General features: G+C 62.4%; 19 protein-coding genes and 1 pseudogene. 9 read left to right on the top strand and 11 right to left on the bottom strand.

The annotated features are described in order from the left end of the window. Window positions 1–179 precede the first annotated feature (179 nt). Window positions 180–662: pseudogene (locus AU465_RS27270) on the top strand (tyrosine-type recombinase/integrase); the annotation flags it as partial. 342 nt (window positions 663–1004) lie between these two features. Here the strand turns inward: AU465_RS27270 and AU465_RS27265 are convergent. The 11 genes from AU465_RS27265 to AU465_RS27215 form a co-directional block, all read right to left on the bottom strand. Continuing rightward, window positions 1005–1511: a flavin reductase family protein gene (locus tag AU465_RS27265; protein WP_192255091.1), complete on the bottom strand. Its 507-nt coding sequence runs from the start codon at window positions 1509–1511 to the stop codon at window positions 1005–1007. Window positions 1512–1536: 25 nt separating this feature from the next. After that, entirely contained in the window at window positions 1537–2955 is a 1419-nt protein-coding gene (locus tag AU465_RS27260) for an FAD/NAD(P)-binding protein (RefSeq protein WP_192255089.1), read from the bottom strand. Next, window positions 2952–4127, bottom strand: a complete 1176-nt coding sequence (gene ssuD / locus AU465_RS27255) for an FMNH2-dependent alkanesulfonate monooxygenase (RefSeq protein ID WP_192255087.1) — start codon at window positions 4125–4127, stop codon at window positions 2952–2954. The genes AU465_RS27260 and ssuD overlap by 4 nt, the downstream gene beginning before the upstream one ends. Before the next feature lie 31 nt (window positions 4128–4158). Further along, window positions 4159–5406 carry an SfnB family sulfur acquisition oxidoreductase gene (locus AU465_RS27250; protein ID WP_192255085.1) on the bottom strand — a complete coding sequence of 416 codons (1248 nt, stop codon included), beginning with the start codon at window positions 5404–5406 and terminating at the stop codon, window positions 4159–4161. Next, a complete protein-coding gene (locus AU465_RS27245) occupies window positions 5403–6194 on the bottom strand; it encodes an ABC transporter ATP-binding protein (protein ID WP_192255083.1) in 792 nt (263 codons plus the stop codon). The genes AU465_RS27250 and AU465_RS27245 overlap by 4 nt, the downstream gene beginning before the upstream one ends. Before the next feature lie 63 nt (window positions 6195–6257). After that, the gene (locus tag AU465_RS27240; protein ID WP_192255081.1) at window positions 6258–7589 is read right to left on the bottom strand and encodes an ABC transporter substrate-binding protein; all 1332 of its coding nucleotides are present in this window, start codon (window positions 7587–7589) and stop codon (window positions 6258–6260) included. Window positions 7590–7636: 47 nt separating this feature from the next. Next, window positions 7637–8674, bottom strand: coding sequence for a branched-chain amino acid ABC transporter permease (locus tag AU465_RS27235; RefSeq protein WP_192255079.1), 1038 nt, complete (start codon window positions 8672–8674; stop codon window positions 7637–7639). A gap of 3 nt (window positions 8675–8677) precedes the next feature. Further along, window positions 8678–9574 carry a branched-chain amino acid ABC transporter permease gene (locus tag AU465_RS27230; protein WP_192255077.1) on the bottom strand — a complete coding sequence of 299 codons (897 nt, stop codon included), beginning with the start codon at window positions 9572–9574 and terminating at the stop codon, window positions 8678–8680. Then, the gene (locus AU465_RS27225) at window positions 9574–10476 is read right to left on the bottom strand and encodes an ABC transporter ATP-binding protein (RefSeq protein ID WP_192255075.1); all 903 of its coding nucleotides are present in this window, start codon (window positions 10474–10476) and stop codon (window positions 9574–9576) included. Before AU465_RS27225 ends, AU465_RS27230 begins: the two co-directional genes overlap by 1 nt. A 55-nt stretch (window positions 10477–10531) precedes the next feature. Beyond that, window positions 10532–11632, bottom strand: coding sequence for a dimethylsulfone monooxygenase SfnG (gene sfnG / locus AU465_RS27220; RefSeq protein WP_192255073.1), 1101 nt, complete (start codon window positions 11630–11632; stop codon window positions 10532–10534). Window positions 11633–11655: 23 nt separating this feature from the next. Then, window positions 11656–12225: an NAD(P)H-dependent oxidoreductase gene (locus tag AU465_RS27215; protein WP_312891322.1), complete on the bottom strand. Its 570-nt coding sequence runs from the start codon at window positions 12223–12225 to the stop codon at window positions 11656–11658. 445 nt (window positions 12226–12670) lie between these two features. Here AU465_RS27215 and AU465_RS27210 point away from each other — a divergent pair, with 445 nt between their 5' ends. The 8 genes from AU465_RS27210 to AU465_RS27175 all read left to right on the top strand — a co-directional run bounded on the left by AU465_RS27210 (window position 12671) and on the right by AU465_RS27175 (window position 19892). Continuing rightward, window positions 12671–13282 (top strand): cupin domain-containing protein, encoded by a 612-nt coding sequence (locus AU465_RS27210; RefSeq protein WP_192255069.1) that lies wholly within the window; start codon window positions 12671–12673, stop codon window positions 13280–13282. Between the two features lie 121 nt (window positions 13283–13403). Then, window positions 13404–14342: an ABC transporter substrate-binding protein gene (locus tag AU465_RS27205; RefSeq protein ID WP_192255067.1), complete on the top strand. Its 939-nt coding sequence runs from the start codon at window positions 13404–13406 to the stop codon at window positions 14340–14342. Between the two features lie 73 nt (window positions 14343–14415). After that, window positions 14416–15213, top strand: coding sequence for an ATP-binding cassette domain-containing protein (locus tag AU465_RS27200; protein WP_192255065.1), 798 nt, complete (start codon window positions 14416–14418; stop codon window positions 15211–15213). Window positions 15214–15272: 59 nt separating this feature from the next. Continuing rightward, window positions 15273–16214, top strand: a complete 942-nt coding sequence (locus AU465_RS27195; RefSeq protein ID WP_376774908.1) for an ABC transporter permease — start codon at window positions 15273–15275, stop codon at window positions 16212–16214. Between the two features lie 4 nt (window positions 16215–16218). Further along, window positions 16219–17310, top strand: coding sequence for a phosphotriesterase family protein (locus AU465_RS27190; protein ID WP_192255061.1), 1092 nt, complete (start codon window positions 16219–16221; stop codon window positions 17308–17310). Between the two features lie 60 nt (window positions 17311–17370). Beyond that, window positions 17371–18141, top strand: a complete 771-nt coding sequence (locus tag AU465_RS27185) for a glutamine amidotransferase (protein ID WP_192255059.1) — start codon at window positions 17371–17373, stop codon at window positions 18139–18141. A 3-nt stretch (window positions 18142–18144) separates the two neighbouring features. After that, entirely contained in the window at window positions 18145–19053 is a 909-nt protein-coding gene (locus AU465_RS27180; protein ID WP_192255057.1) for a ribokinase, read from the top strand. Beyond that, window positions 19050–19892, top strand: coding sequence for a BtpA/SgcQ family protein (locus AU465_RS27175; protein WP_192255055.1), 843 nt, complete (start codon window positions 19050–19052; stop codon window positions 19890–19892). Before AU465_RS27180 ends, AU465_RS27175 begins: the two co-directional genes overlap by 4 nt. Window positions 19893–20481 lie beyond the last annotated feature (589 nt).

Here is a 20481-nt window from a genome sequence, read left to right as displayed (position 1 = left end):
CTGTCCGCGACTTAGCGGAATCCCCGTCCGGCTTTTGCGAAATGCGCAGATGACGGCACCATCGGGTCCGATGTGCTCAAAGCCATCAAACGAAGCATGGCGGCCGAGCACAGCCGGATGCTGTCGCTCAAAGTACTCCGAATTCGCAACTCGCCAATCCGTCGGAGCCGAGAAAGACGTTTGTCGGCGTCACAGACTATACCGGCTGCCGGCTCAGCGATGGGCTAGATCTGACATGCGATAGGCTCATGCTCAACGAGGCCTTCGTCTATTTCGAGGAGACGAAGAACGACGATCCGCGAGGCGCGCACCTCCCGCCGCTGCTAGTGACTGCGCTGGCGAACCACCCGCGAGGGACGGACCGCGGCCGGCAGAAGGTGTTTCGATTCAGGAAAAACGGCCACCTCTATAACCTGCTCAAGAAGGTCAAGCTGGCGGCCGGACCGGATGTCACCTTCGTCACCTTCCACACCTTTTGTCACACCTGGGCGACTTGGATGCGCCGCTATGGCGGGCTCGATACCCGCGGCCTAGTCGGCACGCGCCGATGGAAGGACATGAAGTCGGCGGCTCGCTACGAGCATGTGGACGTTTCGGTGGAGAGCATGAAGGCCGATCTGCTCCCGACACCAAAACGCAAGGGGAACAAATTCCCCGGATAGTCCACGGATTTCTGTGCCGAGTTGCGCCTTTGTTCGCCACTCGGTGCCAGATTGGCAACAATGCGCCATCAACTAGCAAGTTGAAAAAATTGGGAAAAACTGGTGCTGCGAGAGAGGATTGAACTCTAATTAGTATTAATAAAATCAAATACTTACGGCAATATTTGTAACGTTGTGACGACCGACAAAACGGACCGAAAATCGCCTCTAGTATGCGGGCTTTGGCCGGGGCGTTAAGCCAAGACCTCCTTGGCCTTTTCTCGTTCTCTCCTCAAGGCACCAACGCGTTGTGGTGTCGAACGCTTGGATCACTGCGCCGCCAATAGAAGGACCGACAGGCGTTTACGACGATCCGTATGCGCCGTGATGATAGATTAATGCCGGGCCAGGCTCTCCGCTCACCACATGCCGGACGCTGCCGAGGATCAGCGCATGGCTGTGGCGAATAATCGTATCCTCGACCGTGCAGCCGACTGCGGCAAGCGCCCCGTCGAGCGCCAGTGCGCCGCTTGGGAGACTGGACCAGCGAGCTCCCTCGTAACGAGCCGAGCCCTTGAGGCCACCGCGACCGGCGAAGCGGTCGGCAATCGCGATCTGGTCGGCGCGCAGCACATTCACGCAGAAGTGGCGATGCCGGCTGATGGCTGCCCATGTCGACGAGCTCAGGTTGATGCTGACGACCATCACCTCCGGTTCGACCGACAGGGAGTGGGCGGTGGTAACCGTTGCGCCCGTCCGCTCGTCGCCGATACCTGCGGTGACCACGGACACGGCTCCGGCCAGGTGCCGCATCGCAACTTTAAGAGGGATCCGGGTTTCAACCAGGGGGACGCGTTCCGTCAGTGTCATCTCGCTAGCCTCATCGTTTGCAGCTTCACGACGCCTTGCGACGCAACGCGGTTTGGCATCCCAACCATTGGTGAATTTCAGCGGCGATGCGCTCGGCATGCGCGGTGACTTCGGGAATTCCCATCAATTCGCCAACGCTGCCGCGCGCCAGTGGCCCGCTGACGAAAATGCTGTCGGTTGGGCGCCCGGATGTGCCGACTGCACGACCTTGCAGATCGGTCTCCAAGCCAAGACCAATCGGGTCGAGCCGGACTAAGCCAAACTTTCCGAGCGCGGCAATCGCGGTGTTGGTCCGCAAGATATCGGCATGCGCCGGCCCGGTCGTCACGATAACGCTCTCGAAAGCCTCGACAACGGGGCTGTGTTGGCCACGCAGCCGCTGCCTGACGCGAATGCGTCCGTCGACCTGTTCGGCGCCGACAATCGATGCGGCGCGATAGGCAAGCCTCCCCTCGGTTACCCGGCGATCGAGCACGTCCTTGATCTGTGGCGAAATGCGGAAGCGATGCACATCCCAGAGCGCGCGAAGATGGCGCACCACGCGGCGCTGCTCGGTGAGTGGCAGGGCCTGCCAGATGGCCGGCCCCTGGCGGCGGACGGCATCGAGCACCGGATGCCAGTCTTCGCCTCGCTGAGCGGCTGCGGCAACTGCGGTGCGGATGCGCCTGAGTAGCGCTGTGGCGCTACGTGAAGGCAGGTTGGTAAAGTCGCCCGCCGGATCGGCTTGCTTCACAGCATGGCCGCGCGACCGGTAGCCATGGCGCGAAAGTGCTGTGATGCGGCCGCGATGCCCCTTGCGGTCGAGCGTCGCAATCACGTCCGCCGACGTCAGTCCGGTGCCGACGACGAGAACATGTTCATCGCTGCCGATCGCTTCCAGCCTCTCGGGATCATAGGGATTGGCTAGCAACCCGGCTGCGCCGGCCACGGACTGTAGGGGCGAAGGCAAGGCCGGAGGCGGATGCGTCGTCGCAATCACCACGGCGTCGGCAGCGAGAGTCCCGCCCTCGGCGAGGATCAGGCGGTAGCGCTCGCCGGTGCGGTCGACCGATGCGACGGCAGACCTGACATGGCGGATCGTTTTGCTGAGCAGGAAGGGCTGCAGATGAGATTCCACATAGCGCCCGAAAACCCGACGCTGCGGGTAGAGCGCTCCATTGGCAGCAATAGCCTCGGCATCGACCACAATGGCGCTGGTCTGCTCCAGCCAGTCAACAAAGTGGTTGTCCTGACCGGAGATCAGCGTCATCCTCGAGGCTGGCACGTTGATGCGATGCGCCGGATCGACCGTGGAATAGGCTAGGCCATAGCCGAGCCCCTCGCGGGGCTCGACGACCACGATATCGGCTGCGCCGGCCGGCAGCTCCCGCGCCAGATGAAACGCGGTTGCCGCACCTGAAAAGCCGCCTCCGATAATCGCTATTACCGGTTCGCTGGCGCTCAAGACTGGCTCGCGCGCAGCGCCGACGGCCGATGGTCGCCGGCCACCGTTTCGCCGAAAGGCCCCATGTTCACGGCCGTTGTCCGTGTCGAGATTTCATGATCGAGCGGCAATAGGGGCAGCACCAGTTCGCCGAAACGATAGGCCTCCTCCAGATGCGGATAACCGGACAGGATGAAGGTATCGATGCCGATACGCCGGTATTCATCGATCCGCTCCGCCACGGTAGCCGCATCGCCGACCAGGGCGGTGCCGGCGCCGCCGCGAACCAGGCCGACGCCGGCCCACAGGTTCGGACTGATTTCGAGCTTGTCGCGACGGCCGCCATGCAGGCGGCTCATGCGCGACTGGCCGACCGAATCCATGCGCGCGAAAACCTTCTGCGCCTCGGCTATCGTGTTGTCGTCCAGGCGGCTGATCAGGCGGTCGGCATCGGCCCACGCCTCGTCATTGGTTTCGCGGACGATGACATGCAGCCTGATGCCGAAGGTCACCTGGCGCCCGGCTTTCTCGGCGAGACCGCGCACATGATCGAGCTTAGCTGCAACGTCTGCGGGCGGTTCGCCCCAGGTCAGATATTTGTCGATCTGCTCGGCGGCGACCGCATTCGCCGCCCCCGACGAGCCGCCGAAATAGAGCGGCGGATGTGGCGACTGAACAGGCGGAAACAGCAGCCGGCCGTCTTCGATGCGGAAGTGCTTGCCTTCGAAGGCGACAGTCTCGCCGCGCAGCACCGCCTTGTAGATGTCGAGGAATTCCCGCGTCACCTCATAGCGCTCGTCATGGCTGAGGAAGATGCCGTCGCCCTTGTTCTCGACCGGATCGCCGCCGGTGACGACGTTGATCAGCAGCCGTCCGCCGGAAATACGGTCTAGCGTCGAGGTCATGCGCGCCGCAAGCGTCGGCGACTGTAGGCCCGGGCGGACGGCGACAAGAAAGCGAAGCCGCTGCGTCAGGGGCGCCAGCGCCGACGCCACGACCCAGCTGTCCTCGCAGCTGCGTCCGGTCGGCAGCAGCGCGCCGTAGTAACCGATGGCATCGGCGGCTTTGGCGACCTGGGTGAGGTAGGGCAGGTCGACCGCCCTGCCCCCCTCCGAGGTGCCGAGATAGCGGCTGTCGCCATGGGTCGGAAGAAACCACAGGACCTTGATCCTGTCGGGAGTGGCAATGCTCATGAATGGTCCTCTGTGACTTGGCGCGCCTCGCTCAGCTCCAGGCATGGAGAGGTGGATTGACGTCGTTGAGGTAGTAGTTGCCGAGGATCGCGTATTTCCAGCGCACCGGATCGTGTAGCGTGTGGGTGCGGGCGTTGCGCCAGTGCCGGTCGAGATTGTGCTCGGCCAGCGTCGAGCGTGTGCCGGCGAGCTCGAACAGCTTGTTGGTGGCGTTGATGGCGATCTCAGTGGTGAGGATCTTGGACTCGGCAACCGCGATCTGCGCTTCAGCGACGGGCTTCTCGTTCGGGTCAGCGACGGCCCGATCGACCGCAAGCCCGGCCTTTTCCAGAACCGCTTCTGCCGCATTGGCCCGCAGGCGCAGGTCGCCGATCGCCTGGATCGTATAAGGATCCTGCCAGGCATGATCGACGCCGCTGTCTATCCAGGCGCGCGACTTGGTGCGCACGAAGCTGACAGTCTCGTCGATCGCGGCCTTGGCGATACCGAGATCGACGGCCGCCTGAATGATCTGGAAGATGGCCCCGTCAGCCGTCGGCCTGTCGTAACCCTTGAAGCCAGGAACGAGATGCGTTTTCGGCACTTTCACATTGTCGAGCAAGACCGTGCCGGACAACGTCGTCTTCTGGCCGAAGCTCGACCAGTCGTCGATGACAGTCAGTCCTGGCGCGCCGCGATCGGCGATGGCATACCAGGCGCGCCCCTCGTCATCGAGCGCCACGATCGGCACCAGATGGGCAAGCAGAGCACCGCTGGAATAGAATTTCTGACCGTTGACGACGACATGGTCACCGGCGTCGACGAACTTGGTCTCGAAGTCGGCCGCCCGCTTGGAGCCGAACTCGGAGAACGCGTTGCCGAAGCGGGTGCCGGACAAAACCTCGGCGAAAAGCAGATTCTTCTGCGCCTCATCCGAGACGGTGCGGATAGCGGCGACGACGCCAAGATGGTTCTGCGGAATCTGGCCGAGCGACGGATCGGCCGCCGAGATGATGGTGATCACTTTCGACAGGGTCACATAGGAGAGCTCCGGCCCGCCATAGGCTTTCGGCACGTTGATCGACCACAGGCCGCTCTGCGAAAACGCATCGAGCTCTTCTGTCGGCCAGATGCGTTCACGATCCCGCTTGGAGGCATCCCTGGCGAATTGGGCGGCCAGTTTTTCGGCGACAGCGATTGCCTCGGCATCGGTCTTGATGACATGCGCCTTGGCTGATGGACGCTCGACCGGCGGAACGGCACTGCGGATATCCGACGGCTGCCTGGATTGGATGGTCATGCTGCTGTCTCCTTGGGAAAATGTTGCGGTGGAAGCGGCGCGCCGCCGAGGTAGTAGGTTTTGATGTCAGCGCGCTGGCGCAGATCGGCAGCCGATCCTTCCAGAACGCTGACGCCGTTCTCGAGCACGGTGGCGCGGTCGGCGTATTTCAGCGCGACCGCCGAATTCTGTTCGGCGACAAGGATCGACAGCCCTTCGTCGCGATTGAGCCGCTTCAAAGCGCTGAAAATCTCCTCGACGATCAGCGGCGCGAGTCCCATCGACGGCTCGTCCAGAACAAAGAGTTTCGGCCGCGACATCAAACCCCGGCCGATTGCCGTCATCTGCTGCTCGCCCCCGGAAGTGAGGCCGGAGCGGGTTCGCCGCTTCTCGGCGAGCCTTGGGAAAAGTGAATAGACACGGTCGAGGTCGGCCTTGACGCCGGCGCGGGAGGACGAGCGTCCGAGCGCGCCGGTGAAGAGGTTCTCCTCTACCGTAAGCGAGCGGAAGCAATGCCGTCCCTCGAGGACCTGAACAAGGCCGCTGCGGACGAGATGCGAGAGACTTGCTTTGGAAACATCCGCGCCATCGAAGGTAATCCGACCGGCGGTAATAGTGCCGCGCTCGGCCGGGAGGAGATTGGATACGGCGCGGAGCAGCGTCGTCTTGCCGGCGCCGTTGGAGCCGAGCAGCGCGACGATCTCGCCCTTCCCAACCGACAGGTCCACGCCGTGCAGGGCGGCGATGGCGCCGTTGTAGACAGCTTCCACGCTGCTCACCGACAGTATCGGATATTCCGGGCTGGACATCGATCTCTCCGTTGGGGAAGCTGGATGGCGGCCGGCCCATGAGCCGGCCGCGAGGTGCTAAACTCAGTTGCTGACCACCGCGTCTGCATCCTCGGCCGTGCGGATCTTGATGCCGTTCTCCTTGGCATAGGCCTCGGACGACTTCTCGATGATCGGGCGCAGCAGCTTCCAGTCGGGTGCGATCCAGTCGGAAACGACGTTCCACTTCTTGCCGTCCCACTGCTGGAAGGTCACGTAGCCGTCACCCTCGTGATTGTCCCAGGAGACGTTGATCGAGTGGAACAGGTCCTTGGCGCCGAGCGCCTCAACGCGCGCCGGATCGAGCTTGAGGTGCTCGAAGCCCCAGCGCACTTCGTCGCCCGTCAGCGTGCGATTGCCGAACTTCGCCTGCGCGATGCGGACCGCTTCGACATTGAGGATGCCATTGACGATGCCGAGATTGTGGTAGACCGAGCCGATGCGGCTCTTGTCCTCGAGATTGCCCTTGCCGGCGCCGTAGACCGTTTTGACGATCTCCTGGACCACCGGATACTGCTCGCCCGACGCTTGGGTGGTGATCGCCGTATAGCCCTTGGCGGCATCGCCGGCGGGGATGACGTCCTCTTCCGAATTGGACCAGACATTGCCGATGATGTGATCGGCGGGGAAGCCGGTCTTCTGCGCGGTCTTCAAGGCGACGGGGTTCATCACGCCCCAGCCGCGCAACACCACATAATCCGGATGCTCGCGCCGGATCGTGAGCCATTGCGCCTGCTGCTCGTTGCCCGGATGCGGAACCTCGATCTGCGACAGCTCGAAGCCGTATTTCTGCGACAGCAGCTCATAGATCGGGATCGTCTCCTTGCCATAGGGCGAGCCGTGATAGAGCACCACGATCTTCTTGCCCTTGAGCTTGTCGAGGCCGCCTTCTTTGGAGGCGATGTAGTTCACGATTCCGGAAGTCTCGCTGTAGGGATTGAGAAGCAGCGGGAAGACGTAGGGGAACACGCGACCGTCCGTGGTGTCGGTGCGGCCGTGGTTGATAGTGATCAGCGGCACCCTGTCGTCGGTGATGCGATCGATCATGGCATAGGCGATGCCGACCGAGAGCGGGTTCCAGGCGGCGATGCCGGGATTGCTCTTCAGTCGCTCATAGACCTCGACGCCCTTCTCGACCTCATACTGCGTCTCGCCCTCGCTCCAGGTCAGCTTCACGCCGTTGACGCCGCCGTCGCGGATGTTGATCAGATTGAGGTAGTCGATGAAACCGCCGAAGAAACCGGTGCCGCCGGCGGCATAGGGGCCGACGCGGTAGCTCTGCAGGGGAAAATACTGTTCGTCGGCGTGAACCGCCGTCGCGCCGAGCACGAAGGCTGTGGCGATCGCCGCTTTTCGTAGATGACTGAAGAAAGTCATGGGTTGCGTCTCCTGAGGTTGTGGTCCGTGAGGATGTCGAGCGGCGCTCAGCTGGACCTTGAGCCGATCCGTCGTCTCAGGCGGTCGAAGAGGGCCGACAGCCCGTTCGGCTCCGCGATGAGGAAGATGATGATGAGTGCGCCGAGCACGATGCGCTGGCTCATGTCGAGCACGCCCGAATCGAACAGGCCGCCGAACACGAAGGCGCCGAGCCGGGACAGAAAGAGTGGGAAGACGACGATGAAGGCCGCGCCCAGAAAGGCGCCGCGTATCGAGGCCAGCCCGCCGATGATGATGATGAACAGGATCTGGAACGAGCGGTCGAGATTGAAGCCGGCCGGCTCGACGGTGCGCAGATAGGTGAAAGCCCACAGCACGCCGGCGACGCCGATGATGAAGGACGAGATGGCGAAGGCCAGCAGTTTGGTCCGCAGCACCGGAACACCGATCACGCGCGCCGCTGTTTCATTGTCGCGCACGGCGATGAAGTTGCGACCGGTCGCGCTGTTGACGAGACGCCAGACGACAGCCGTCAGCCCAATGACCGTGGTGACCGAAAGCAGGTAGCGGCCGCTCGCGCTGTCGAGCGAAAATCCGGCGACGGTGAGATGCGGCGCCGAAATCACCCCGGACGGGTTGTCGTTGGAAAACCAGCCGAACTTGGTCAACGCCCATTGCACGAAGAACTGGGCGGCGAGCGTCGAGACGGCGAGATAGAAGCCGCGCAGTCGCAGGCTCGGCAAGCCGAACACGACGCCGATGCCAGCGGCCGAGATCCCGGCCAGGATCATGGTCGCAGCCAGCGGCAGTCCTTCGACCCGCAGGTTGAAATTATAGGCGGCGAAAGCGCCGACCGCCATGAACGCGGAGGAGCCAAGCGAAAGCTGCCCGCAGTAGCCGGTCAAGAGGTTAAGGCCGACCGCCGCCAGGCTGAGCGCCAGGAACGGCAGCAGGATTGCCTCGACCAGATAGCTCGACGCGTAGGCGGGGATCAGGCCGTAGGCCACGGCAATCAACGCGGCTGGCAGAGCTAATTTCTGCCAGTGGATTGGAAGCCTTGCGGCATCGAGCGCTTGCACGGCCATCGGTCAGACCCTTTCGATGGTTTTCTGGCCAAACAGGCCCGAGGGGCGCACCAGCAGCACGACCAGTGCCAGCGCATAGGCGAACCAGCCTTCGATGCCGCCGCCGACAAACGGGCCGAGATAGACCTCTGCGAGCTTTTCGCTGGCGCCGACGATGAGGCCGCCGACGATTGCGCCGAGGATGGAATCGAAGCCGCCAAGCACCAGCACCGGCAGCGCCTTCAGCACGATCAGCGACAGCGAGAACTGGACACCAAGACGCGCGCCCCACAGCAGCCCTGCGACCAGCGCCACGAACCCCGCAGCCGTCCACACCGTTCCCCATATCCGGGTTAGCCGCAGCCCGACGGCAAGTGCTGCAAACTGGTCGTCGGCGACAGCGCGGAACGCCAGCCCGATCCGGGTCCAGTAGAAGAATGCGCTCAAGCCGGCCACCATTGCTGCGGCAATACCCGCGGCGAGAAGATCGAACGACGAGATCAGGATGCCGCCGACCTCGAAAGGCGTGTCGTCGATGCCGAGGTCGAGCCCGTGCACCTGCGTGCCCCAGGCCAACTGGGCAGCGCCCTCGATGATGTAGGAAAGACCGAGCGTGGCCATGAACAGCGTCATAGGCGAGCGATTGACCAGCGGCCTGAGCACGGTTCGCTCGATGGTGAAGCCCAGCGCAACCATGACCGCGAAGGTGATGAGAAGCGAGAGCGCAAAGGGGATGCCGCGTTCGACGAGACTGACAAAGGTGAGTGCCGCGAACAGCACCATCGACCCTTGCGCGAAGTTCAGGACGCCCGAGGTCTTGTAGATCAGCACGAACCCGATGGCGACGAGCGAATACATGACGCCCGAGAGCAAGCCGCCGACCAGCACTTCGATGGCGAAGAGGAAATCATAGTAGCTCATCAGATGCCCTCGCCATCCTCGGCCTCGGCGGTGCCGATGTAAGCCCGGATCACCGCCGGATCGGCCCTGACCTCGGCTGGCGCCCCGTCGGCAATCTTGCGGCCGTAGTCGAGCACGGCGACCCGGTCAGAGAGTCCCATGACCACGCCGATATCGTGCTCTATCAGGATGATAGTGACGCCGTGTCGGTCGCGCGCGGCGCGCACGAAGCCGGCCATCTCGGCTTTCTCGGTCGCAGTCATGCCGGCCATCGGCTCGTCGAGCAGCAGAATCTTTGGCTCGGCTACCAAGGCGCGGGCCAGTTCGACCCGCTTCTGCAGGCCGTAGGGCAGCGTCGCGACCAGGCGGTCGGCGACGGCCTCGAGATGCAGGAATGCGATTGTCTGATCGACCTTTTCCGCGATCGCGGCGTCTTCGCGCCGGGCGCGTGGCAATCTGGCAATGTGTTCGACGAAACTGGCGCGACGGGTATGGACGCGGCCAGACGCGATGTTGTCGCGCACAGAGAGACCGCCGAACAGCGCCAGGTTCTGGAAGGTTCGCGCAACGCCCAGCCGTGCCAGATGGCTCGCCGGCACCCGGGAGAAGGACTGGCCATCGATCGCGATCTTGCCGTGGTCGGCGTGATAGAGGCCGCTAATGATGTTGATCAGCGAGGACTTGCCGGCGCCGTTAGGGCCGATCACCGCGCGGATCTCACCGCTTTTGACCTCGAGGCCGACGTCGCTCAGCGCCTTGACGCCGCCAAAGGCAATGCCGATCCCGCTCAGGGTCAGGATGGCATCAGCCTTTGCCGACAGGAGCGCCGGGCGCGTGTCCTCAACGGAACCAGCACCAGCAAGAATGCCGGAAATTTCGGGCGCGCGCTCGTATGCGGCGGCTCCCAAGGAAGCACCAATCATGAAACGTCCCTGATTTTTGAAGGAGAGCCGGCAGCGGCCGTGGGCCGCGCCTGACCTATTCCGCGGCGACAAGCTCCCTGTCGCGAGCCGCTTCCAGTTCGCGCACCAGCGGGATGACGCGCTTGCCGAAGAACTCGACCTCTTCCTGGAAATGCAGGAAGCCGAGCAGTATCAGGTCGGCGCCGGTGTCCTTGAGCTTCAGGATGCGTTCAGCGATCTGTTCCGGCGTGCCAATGAGATTGCTGCGGAAGCCGTCATTGTATTGCACCAGATCCTCGAAGGAGGATTTCGCCCAATTGCCTTCGCCTTCCGGCGAGGCCTTGCCGGCATTCTTGACCTGGTCGGCAAAACCCTGGACCGCCTCGGGATTGGCCTTGGCAATGATCTCGTCGAGCACGGCGCGCGCTTCCTGCTCGCTGTCTCGGGCGATGGCGAACGCGTTGACGCCGATCCTGACCTTGTGGCCGTTGGCTTTCGCCTTGGCGCGGATGTCGTCGACCTGCTTCCGGATCTCCTCCGGCGTGTTGCCGTTGGTGAAATACCAGTCCGAGACCCGCGAAGCCATGTCGCGCGCGGCGCGCGACGAGCCGCCTTGGAAAATCTCGGGCAAGGGCTCGATCGGCTTGGGCTTCATCGAATAGTTGGTGAAGCGGTAGAAATCGCCCTTCAGAGTGAAACTGTCTTCGGTCCAAATGCCACGCAGCGCGCGGATAAATTCCTCCGACCGGCGATAGCGCTCGTCATGGTCGAGCCAGAGCTCGCCAATGGCGGCGAACTCGCCACGGAACCAGCCGCTGACGACATTGACGGCGACGCGGCCGTTGGTCAGGTGGTTGATGGTCGCGATCTGCTTGGCCGCCAGCGCAGGATTCCACGGCCCGGGCAGGATCGCCGCGATGACTTTCAGCGTCGTAGTCGCGGCTAGCAAGGCATGACTGAACGAGACGGATTCGTGCTGATTGTCGGCGCCGTAGCCGGCCGTGAACCGTATCTGGCTCAACGCATAGTCGAAGCCGTTGGCCTCGGCGATCTGGGCGAGCTTGCGGTTGTAGTCGATGTCCCAGCCCGTTCGCTGCTCGATGTTGGAGATGACCAGCCCGCCGGAGACATTCGGCACCCAGTAGGCGAATTTGATGGCGTCGGAATGCGAGCTCATATTGTTGTCCCCTTCTGATTGTTTCAGCCGACGCGCGCGCTGACGGCAGCGTCTGCATGACTGGAGTTGAGCAGTGAGACCGCTTCGAAAGCGGCCCGTGAAATACGGTCCCGTATCGACGGGCCGACAAGTTCTGCGCCGACGAAGTCGTCAGGCGAGCCATAGACGCCGGTCGGCACGGTGACGGCGCCGAAAAAGCCGAACAACGGCCGGAGTTGATGTTCGAGCACCAGGCCATGGTAAGGGCTGCCGCCGGTTGCCCCGAGAAGCACAGTCTTGCCGCCCAGCGCGCGATAGTCGACGAGGTCGAACAGGTGCTTGAGGGCACCGGTGTAGGAAGCCCGATAAACGGGCGTTCCGACCACGAGCAGGTCGGCCTTCTCGACTCGCTGGATGATCGCTTCGCCAGAAGCGCCGAGCGCGCTGCGGGAGAGCCCAGCGAAAAGCGACGGCGCTGCCTCAGTGATTTCGATCAGACCGGTGTCGGCCGGCACCCGAAACGCAACCGCCTTGACCAGCGCGTTCACCACCGCGGTGGTGCGGGACGGCGTGCTTACGCCGCCCGATATGCCGAGAACCGATAATCGTGCCACGCCGTCAATCTCCCAGTTCCTGTAAGCGCAACAGGCCATTTCCAAACCGGGGCAGACGATATTGGATAAAATCTATAGAGATAAGGAACTAGGTTTCATTTTTCGGCTTCCGCGAGGAAAATGCCGTTCTACTCCATGATGGGTAGGAGCAGGCACAGGCGCAGGCTACCGCACGATACGGATCGAAACGGCCTCACTTATCCATCGACATTTTCAAAGGCGCCTATTCCTTGCGCAATCAGGAACGCGTGTTGGAATCGACGTCATCTGGACCATTCACAACGCTCTCAACAGCATCGGCTCGATATGGAGCGGACGGTGGTGTTGGAATCAGCGTTGAGCCATTTCATATTCGAAATTGACGGATCATCGCTTGCAAATCGGCCGCCGCTGTCTTTTGCTCGCGCGAAAGTCCTCTCTTGACGTTTGAACGCTTGGCGAACGGATGAACAAAATCGATCGGCGACGGCCAGAATCCGAAATGGGCGGCACCGTAAATGCGGCACGGCTTGGAACGCGGTTGCGCCTCGCCCGCCAAACGCGTGGCATGACCCTAAAGACGCTGGCCATTGCTGCGAACTGCTCTGAAAGCCTTTTGTCCAAGATCGAGAACGGCAAAGCTTCGCCATCGCTGCCCATGCTTCACCGCCTGGTCGAGGTTCTGGACACCAATATCGGCTGGATGTTCGAGGAGGTCGATGATGACGAGGCGATCGTCTTCCGAGCTGGTGCGCGACCGTTGATCACACTGGACGCGCTGAGGCGCGGCGATGGCATCTCGCTAGAACGCGTCATTCCGTATTCGTCCGGTCACCTGCTCCAGTGCAACATCCACCACATCGAGCCAGACGGCGAGAGCGAAGGTCCGATCCAGCATGTCGGTGAGGAAGTCGGCTATGTGCTCGCGGGCCGGATCGAGCTGATCGTCGATGGGAAGATCCATGACCTCACTGCAGGCGACGCGTTCGTGTTCAGGTCGGAGTTGCCGCATCACTACCGCAACGTCGGCAAGGAGCGCGCGAGCATTTTCTGGGTCAACACGCCGGCGACCTTCTGATCGAGTTTCGGTTATTCAAACGCATTGACAAATATTCAAGTCTCTTGAATTGTTGCCTCGTGCCTGTAGCACCAATGGGACCAGCCAAATGAGGATGGCCCGCAAGCAAGGGGAATCGCAAATGCGTCTGTTCAAACTTTTAGTCGGTTGCGCGGCCGTCATTGCCATCGGCTCGACAGCCGTGGGATCGGCTCTCGCCGACACGTTCGCTCTCGTCAACATCAACCAGCAGGCCCTGTTCTTCAACCAGATCAACGAGGGCGCACAGAAGGCGGCCGATGCTGCCGGCGCCAAGCTGGTCATCTTCAATGCCAACAACGTCCCGAGCGCGCAAAATGACGCGATCGAGACTTACATCACACAAAAGGTCGACGGCATCATTCTGGTCGCCATCGACGTGAACGGCGTCAAGCCAGCCATCACCGCCGCCAAGGCGGCCGGCATTCCCGTGGTCGCTATCGACGCGCAGATCCCTAACGGCGACAACGTTTCGTTCATCGGTGTCGACAACACCAAAGCCGGCGAGGATATCGGCAAATTCTACGCCGATTATGTGAAGACCGAGATGGGCGGCAAAGCCAAGATCGGCATCATCGGCGCGCTAAATTCTTTCATCCAGAACCAGCGGCTCGACGGCTTCAAGAAGGCCGTCTCCGACAGCGGCGAGGCGATCACCTTCCTCGACACGGTCGACGGCCAGAACGTTCAGGAGACCGCGTTAAGTGCTTCGGAGAATTTGATGACCGCCAACCCGGACATGACGACGCTCTATGCGACCGGCGAGCCGGCGTTGCTGGGTGCTGTTTCCGCCGTAACCAGCCAGGGCCGCACCGGCGACGTCAAGGTGTTCGGTTGGGACCTGACCAAGCAGGCGGTTCAGGGCATCGACGATGGTTGGGTGGTGGCGGTTGTCCAGCAGGATCCGGCCGGCGAGGGCAAGGCGGCGGTCGAAGCGCTGACCAAGCTCAAGAAGGACGAAAAGGTCGATCCGATCATCAACATTCCGGTGACGATCGTGACCAAGAAGAACGTCGACCAATACCGCGCGATGTTCAAGTAAACTGCACCGAAGATCGACCCGCGGCGGCGCTCAAGGCAATGCCGCGGTCTCTTTGCTATTCCGTGGATCCAAGATGAGCAGTGGCGAGACCTATCGGGTGCGGATGAGCGGCATCTCAAAGCGCTACAACGCCATCCAAACGCTCGACGACGTGTCCCTGACGCTGAAGCCGGGCGAGGTCCTGGGCCTCGTCGGCGACAATGGCGCGGGAAAATCAACGTTGAGCAAGGTGCTGTCGGGAGCAGTTATCCCCGACGCCGGCACGATCGAGATCGACGGAATGCCGGTGACCTTCAACTCGCCGGCGGACTCGCGTGCAGCACGAGTCGAGATGGTCTATCAGGACCTGTCGCTCTGCGACACCATCGACGTCGCCGGCAACCTCTTTCTCGGCCGCGAGCCGCGCCGCCACATCGCCGGCATCTCCTTTCTCGACAAGAAGCGCATGCACGAGCAAACGCGCCAGATGCTCGACCGCCTCGGCATCGTTATCGCCGACACGCGGCTCAAGGTCGAAAACCTGTCCGGCGGGCAGCGACAGTCGATCGCGATCGGGCGCGCCGCCTCTTTCGAGCCGTCGGTGCTGATTATGGATGAGCCGACGGCAGCGCTTGCCGTCGCCGAGGTTGAGGCCGTGCTGGACCTGATCCGCACCGTGAGCGCCCGAGGTGTCAGCGTCATTCTGATCACCCACCGCCTCCAGGATCTGTTCCTCGTCTGCGACCGCATCCAGGTCATGTATGAAGGACGGAACGTCGCCGAGCGGCTGATCGGCGAAACCAATATCGAGGACGTCGTCAACCTGATCGTTGGCCGCAAGTTCAATGCTCGTTCCGCTGCCAGTCGATATCGCGATGGAGCGGCGACATGAGCGAAGCAACTCACTCCGCTCAGTCGCGAAAGGTGCGCGAAGGCACATGGCGAGAAGCGATGCTCGCCAACGGCAGTGTCGTGTCGATTGCACTGTTCTTTCTTGTCGTTTGCATCGTCTTCTCGGTGGCGACGAACGCCTTTCTGACATCGCCAAATCTGTTGAACATCCTGCGACAGTCGGCGCCGCTTCTGATCGTTGCCGCGGCGATGACCTTCGTCATCACCACGGGCGGCATCGATCTTTCAGTCGGCTCCGTGCTGGCCCTGGTGGCAACGCTGTCGGCGACACTTCTGCAGTTTGGCTTTCCGTGGCCGGCGGTCATCCTCGGCATGCTTGCGCTGGGAGCTCTGCTCGGCGCGGTTCAGGGTTATTTTGTGGCTTATGAGGGCATCCCGGCCTTCATCGTCACGCTTGCTGGGCTTTCGGTGATCCGGGGCGTGGCGCTGCTCATCACCGGCGGCTATTCCATCCCCGTCGACCCGGGAAGCTCTTTCACGGTCATAGGCCGCGCCTGGTTCGTCGGTGTGCCGGTGCCGGCGCTGATCGCGCTGGCGATCCTCGCGATCGCCTATCTGGCCTTCAACGAGACGCCGTTCGGCCGCTACGTGACGGGCATCGGCGCCAACGCCGAAGCGGTGAGGCGCGCCGGCGTTAACACGCAGCTGATGACGCTTTTCGTTTATGTGATTTCCGCCACCGCGGCGGCGCTTGCGGGTATCATCATTGCTGCCCGTCTCGGATCCGGGTCCTCGAATGCCGGGCAAGGCTTCGAGCTAGAGGTGATTGCAGCCGTCGTGCTTGGCGGCACCAGTCTCTTCGGCGGCCGCGGAACGATCATCGGCACGGTGCTCGGGGCGCTTACCGTGGCCGTCATCGGCAACGGCCTCATCCTGGCGCATCTGTCGCCTTTCCTGACGCCGATCGTAACCGGAACGATTATCCTGATCGCCATCTGGCTGAATTTCCGCTTGTTCCGCGGCGCCGTGCGAAGCCGTTGAACTCATGAACAATCTCTTCGATAACGCGCCGCACAAGCAACGGCCGGAGATCGGGGTCGAGACCGGCCATGTCATGACCGTGCTCGGCCCCATTCCTGTCGACGAGATGGGGATTACCCTGATGCACGAGCACATCTTGCTCGACGGCGCGCGCACCTGGAAATGTCCTTGCCATCCGGACGACATGGCGCTCGCCGAGCAGCCGGTGAACATCGAGATTATCGGCGAACTGCGCATGAACCCTTACGTGAACCGCGACAACGTTTCGCTCGACGACAGCGACCTGGCGTTGTCGGAGTTGCAGCGCTATCGCGCACTGGGGGGGCACACCGTCGTCGACGCGACCAATATCGGTATCGGCCGCGAGCCGGAAAAGCTTGCCCGCATCAGCCGCATGTCCGGCCTGAAGATCGTCATGGGCACCGGCTTCTATCTCGAGCACACCCATCCCGAATGGCTCAAGGCGATGGACGTCGACGCGGTGACCGAGTTCATTGTCAACGATGTCGGCGGCAGCAAGACGCAGCCGCCCATCATGGCCGGCCTGATCGGCGAGGTCGGCGTCAGCAAGGACTTCACCGCCGAGGAACGAAAGTCGCTGAGAGCTTCCGCCCGAGCGTCGCGCATCACGGGCGTGCCGCTGTCGATCCATCTGCCGGGCTGGGAACGCCTGGCGCACGACGTGCTCGATGTCGTGGAGGCCGAGGGCGCCGATCTTCGTCACACCGTGCTCTGCCACATGAATCCCAGCCACGACGATCTGGACTACCAGACAAGCCTCGCCCGGCGCGGCGCGTTCCTCGAATACGACATGATCGGCATGGACTACTATTATGCCGATCAGGACGCGCAATCGCCCTCCGATGAAGAGAATGCGCGAGCGATCGCGGCGCTTGTCGAAGCGGGCTTCGGCGACCGCCTGCTGCTCTCCCAGGATGTGTTCCTCAAGATCATGCTGACCCGCTTCGGCGGCTTCGGCTACGGCTATATCCTGAAGCACTTCATACCGCGTCTGAAACGGCATGGTCTCGAGCAGCCAGCGATCGACCGCATGCTGATCGCCAATCCTAAGGCCGTGTTCGCGCGGCAGAATTGAACGGCCCAGACTTACGGCGACCCAGCTATATGGCAGCCAACACCTACTGCGGAGTTTAAAATGTCCAAGAAAAAGATCCTGTTGGCTGGTGAATCCTGGGTCTCGACGGCGACCCATATCAAGGGCTTCGACCAGTTCCCGACGGTCACTTACCATACCGGCGCGGACGAATTGCTGACGGCGCTGAAAGCGACCGATTTCGACGTCACCTTCATGCCGGCGCACGAGGCGCAGCGCACCTTTCCGCAAACGATGGAAGCCCTCTCCGTATATGACGCGGTCGTGCTCTCCGACATCGGCGCCAACACGCTGCTTTTGCATCCAGACACCTGGGTTCACTCGAAGCGAACGCCGAACCGCTTGCGTCTGCTGCGCGACTACGTGGGCGGCGGCGGCGGGCTTTTGATGTTCGGCGGCTACTACAGTTTCCAGGGTATCAACGGCGGCGCGCGCTACCGCAAGACGCCGGTCGAGGAAGTGCTGCCGGTGAACTGCCTCGCGGTCGATGACCGCGTCGAGGTTCCAGAAGGCTTTGCGCCCGCGCTGAAAGGTCCGTCGAGCCATCCCATCCTGAACGGTCTCGGTGCGGACTGGCCAATGCTGCTCGGCTTCAACGAGGTGACGCTGAAAGACGGGGCGGAAGTTCTGGCAACCGTGTCGTCGGAATATGGGTCACTGCCGCTGCTCGTCACCGGCCACTACGGCAAGGGCCGCACCGTGGCCTGGACGTCCGATGTCGGGCCGCATTGGCTGCCACCGGAGTTCATCGCCTGGGAAGGCTACAAGACCCTGTTCGAACAGATGCTTGGCTGGGCAACCGGCGGGAATTGAGCGATGCACGTCCACGTCGTGGGCAACGCCTGTGTCGACACGACGTTTCGCCTCGGCCGCTTCCCTACAGCCGGCGAGACGTTGAACGCCACCGCTTATGCCGATGGCCTCGGCGGCAAGGGCGCGAACCAGGCGGTGGGGGCAGCCCGCACAGGCGCGGCGGTGACGCTATGGACGGCGCTCGGCAAGGATCCGGCAGGCGCATGGATCAGGAGCCGGCTCGACATGGAGCTGTCGGACGTGCGGGCGAGCGAATTCGACCTGCCAAGCGATCGCTCGACCATCGTCATCGATGCTGGCGGCGAGAACTTCATCGTCAGCGGCGTCGCCTGCAGCGAAGCATTCGATCCGATCACGCAAACCGCACTTGGGCGCCGGATTAGGCCGGGCGACATCCTTGTCTGCCAAGGAAACCTGCGAGGCGCCGCTACCAACGCCTGCCTGAGAGCGGCTCGGGAAAATGGCACGCGCACCATTCTGAACGCCAGCCCTATCGATAAGGCCGCTCTGCCTGACTTCGGCTTGGCAGACATGTTGGTGGTGAATCAATCCGAAGCGAAAGCACTGACTGGTCAGATGGATATGGCGGCGGCGGCCGGCGCGCTGGCCACCAAAGGCGCCGTGACAGTCGTGATCACGCTCGGCGCCAAGGGTTGTCTTGTGCTTGGCCCGGACCAGCCAGGAACACTGCGTTTGCCAGCCCCACACGTCGAGGCGCTCGACACGAGTGGTGCCGGCGATGTGTTCTGCGGCTGTCTGGCCGGCGGGCTCGCCAGGGGCATGCCGGTTATCTCGGCGCTGAAGTTCGCGCTCGCGGCCGCAGCAATCGCGGTGACACGGCCGGGCACATTGTTATCCTGTCCCTCCGCGTCTGAAATGGCGGCGCTCGTCGATCAAACGGAGTTCTCATGACCCAGCCCTCACGTCCGATCGGACAATCAGGCGGCGACGCACTCGTCCAGCTTTTCGGCCGCAGCAAGGTGGTGATCGGCGTCGTTCATCTTGCGCCGCTTCCTGGCGCGCCACGCTATGACGGCGAGGCTGTAGAGGCCATCTATCAGCGAGGGCTCGAGGATGCGCGCGCCTATCTCGGTGGCGGATGCGACGGCGTGATCGTCGAGAACCATGGCGACATTCCCTTCGCCAAACCTGACGATATCGGACCGGAGACAGCAGCCTATATGGCGGTGATCTCGGACCGTATTCGCCGCGAATTCGGCAAGCCGATCGGCATCAATGTGCTAGCCAATGCCGCGATCCCGGCGCTTGCGATCGCCAGTGCCGCTGGCGCGGGCTTCGTCCGCATTAACCAGTGGGCCAATGCCTATGTCGCCAATGAGGGCTTTGTCGAGGGCGAGTCGGGCCGCGCAGCACGCTACCGCGCCCGACTGCGCGCCAACGGCATCCGCATCTTCGCCGATGCTCATGTCAAACACGGCGCGCACGCCATCGTTGGTGACCGCCCTGTAGAGGAATTGGTCAAGGATCTGGTCTTCTTCGACGCCGACGCCATCATCGCGACGGGTCAGCGCACCGGGCATGCTGCGGATCTGAGCTACATCCGCATGATCAAGGAGGCCGCCGGACTCCCGACCCTGGTCGGCAGCGGCGTGACGCCCGACAACGCCGACGACATCCTTGGCATCGTTGACGGTGTCATCATCGCAAGTGCCCTGAAGCATGACGGCGTCTGGTGGAACCAGGTCGACCCCGCACGGGTAAAGACTTTCATGGCCGGGCTGAGGCGATGACCGAGCCGCAATCAATGCCGGCCGAAGCCGGCCGAGTTCCGGATCGTGAGTCGAGCGATCAACGCTCTTTCGGCGTGTCATCGAGGGCCAAGATTCTCCCGCTTTGAAAAATACTCACGGGCGGCGACGACCCAGCATAAGGGTGGTCATCGTTGGACTTGCGCACACCACCGCTAACAACGCGACGACGCCGACAGCGTCGGGCTTTGCCCTGCGCGATATGAGACGATCTGTTTCGCGGGCAATGCTTGGTGAACCCGCGGGACCAGATCGGACCTGCTGCCCTGTCGAACGGAAGATTTCGAAAGCGGTCTGCCATGTGATCCATCCGGTTTGTTACGGCTTTTGTAACGCCAGAATGGACAGGAAGCCTTGAGTGCCAAGCACTTCAGTGATTTCAATGGGATAGGATGGTGCTGCGAGAGAGGATTGAAGTCCCTCAAAGGCGGCACCCCAGCATTGAAAACAAAGAGCTTTTCAGGGCTAACGCATCTGTTCCCATAACAGCGGACCACAACATGTGCAACTTATAGGGCTGCGCCCCCGCGCCTATTCACACCCATTAAGCAGCTCAGTATTGTGAGGAAGG

It is taken from the genome of Mesorhizobium silamurunense, assembly GCF_014843905.1.
GTDB lineage: Bacteria > Pseudomonadota > Alphaproteobacteria > Rhizobiales > Rhizobiaceae > Mesorhizobium > Mesorhizobium silamurunense.
This window is presented reverse-complemented; position numbering and strand designations above follow the sequence as displayed.

Bases quoted from the DNA above. Each gene is read 5' to 3' on its own strand.
- AU465_RS27265 (WP_192255091.1), bottom strand. From the start codon at position 1,511: ATGACACTGACGGAACGCGTCCCCCTGGTTGAAACCCGGATCCCTCTT.
- AU465_RS27240 (WP_192255081.1), bottom strand. From the start codon at position 7,589: ATGACTTTCTTCAGTCATCTACGAAAAGCGGCGATCGCCACAGCCTTC.
- AU465_RS27195 (WP_376774908.1), top strand. From the start codon at position 15,273: ATGCTCGCCAACGGCAGTGTCGTGTCGATTGCACTGTTCTTTCTTGTC.
- AU465_RS27245 (WP_192255083.1), bottom strand. From the start codon at position 6,194: ATGTCCAGCCCGGAATATCCGATACTGTCGGTGAGCAGCGTGGAAGCT.
- AU465_RS27175 (WP_192255055.1), top strand. From the start codon at position 19,050: ATGACCCAGCCCTCACGTCCGATCGGACAATCAGGCGGCGACGCACTC.
- AU465_RS27235 (WP_192255079.1), bottom strand. From the start codon at position 8,674: ATGGCCGTGCAAGCGCTCGATGCCGCAAGGCTTCCAATCCACTGGCAG.
- AU465_RS27250 (WP_192255085.1), bottom strand. From the start codon at position 5,406: ATGACCATCCAATCCAGGCAGCCGTCGGATATCCGCAGTGCCGTTCCG.
- AU465_RS27200 (WP_192255065.1), top strand. From the start codon at position 14,416: ATGAGCAGTGGCGAGACCTATCGGGTGCGGATGAGCGGCATCTCAAAG.
- sfnG (WP_192255073.1), bottom strand. From the start codon at position 11,632: ATGAGCTCGCATTCCGACGCCATCAAATTCGCCTACTGGGTGCCGAAT.
- AU465_RS27190 (WP_192255061.1), top strand. From the start codon at position 16,219: ATGAACAATCTCTTCGATAACGCGCCGCACAAGCAACGGCCGGAGATC.
- AU465_RS27205 (WP_192255067.1), top strand. From the start codon at position 13,404: ATGCGTCTGTTCAAACTTTTAGTCGGTTGCGCGGCCGTCATTGCCATC.
- ssuD (WP_192255087.1), bottom strand. From the start codon at position 4,127: ATGAGCATTGCCACTCCCGACAGGATCAAGGTCCTGTGGTTTCTTCCG.
- AU465_RS27180 (WP_192255057.1), top strand. From the start codon at position 18,145: ATGCACGTCCACGTCGTGGGCAACGCCTGTGTCGACACGACGTTTCGC.
- AU465_RS27225 (WP_192255075.1), bottom strand. From the start codon at position 10,476: ATGATTGGTGCTTCCTTGGGAGCCGCCGCATACGAGCGCGCGCCCGAA.
- AU465_RS27210 (WP_192255069.1), top strand. From the start codon at position 12,671: ATGAACAAAATCGATCGGCGACGGCCAGAATCCGAAATGGGCGGCACC.
- AU465_RS27185 (WP_192255059.1), top strand. From the start codon at position 17,371: ATGTCCAAGAAAAAGATCCTGTTGGCTGGTGAATCCTGGGTCTCGACG.
- AU465_RS27230 (WP_192255077.1), bottom strand. From the start codon at position 9,574: ATGAGCTACTATGATTTCCTCTTCGCCATCGAAGTGCTGGTCGGCGGC.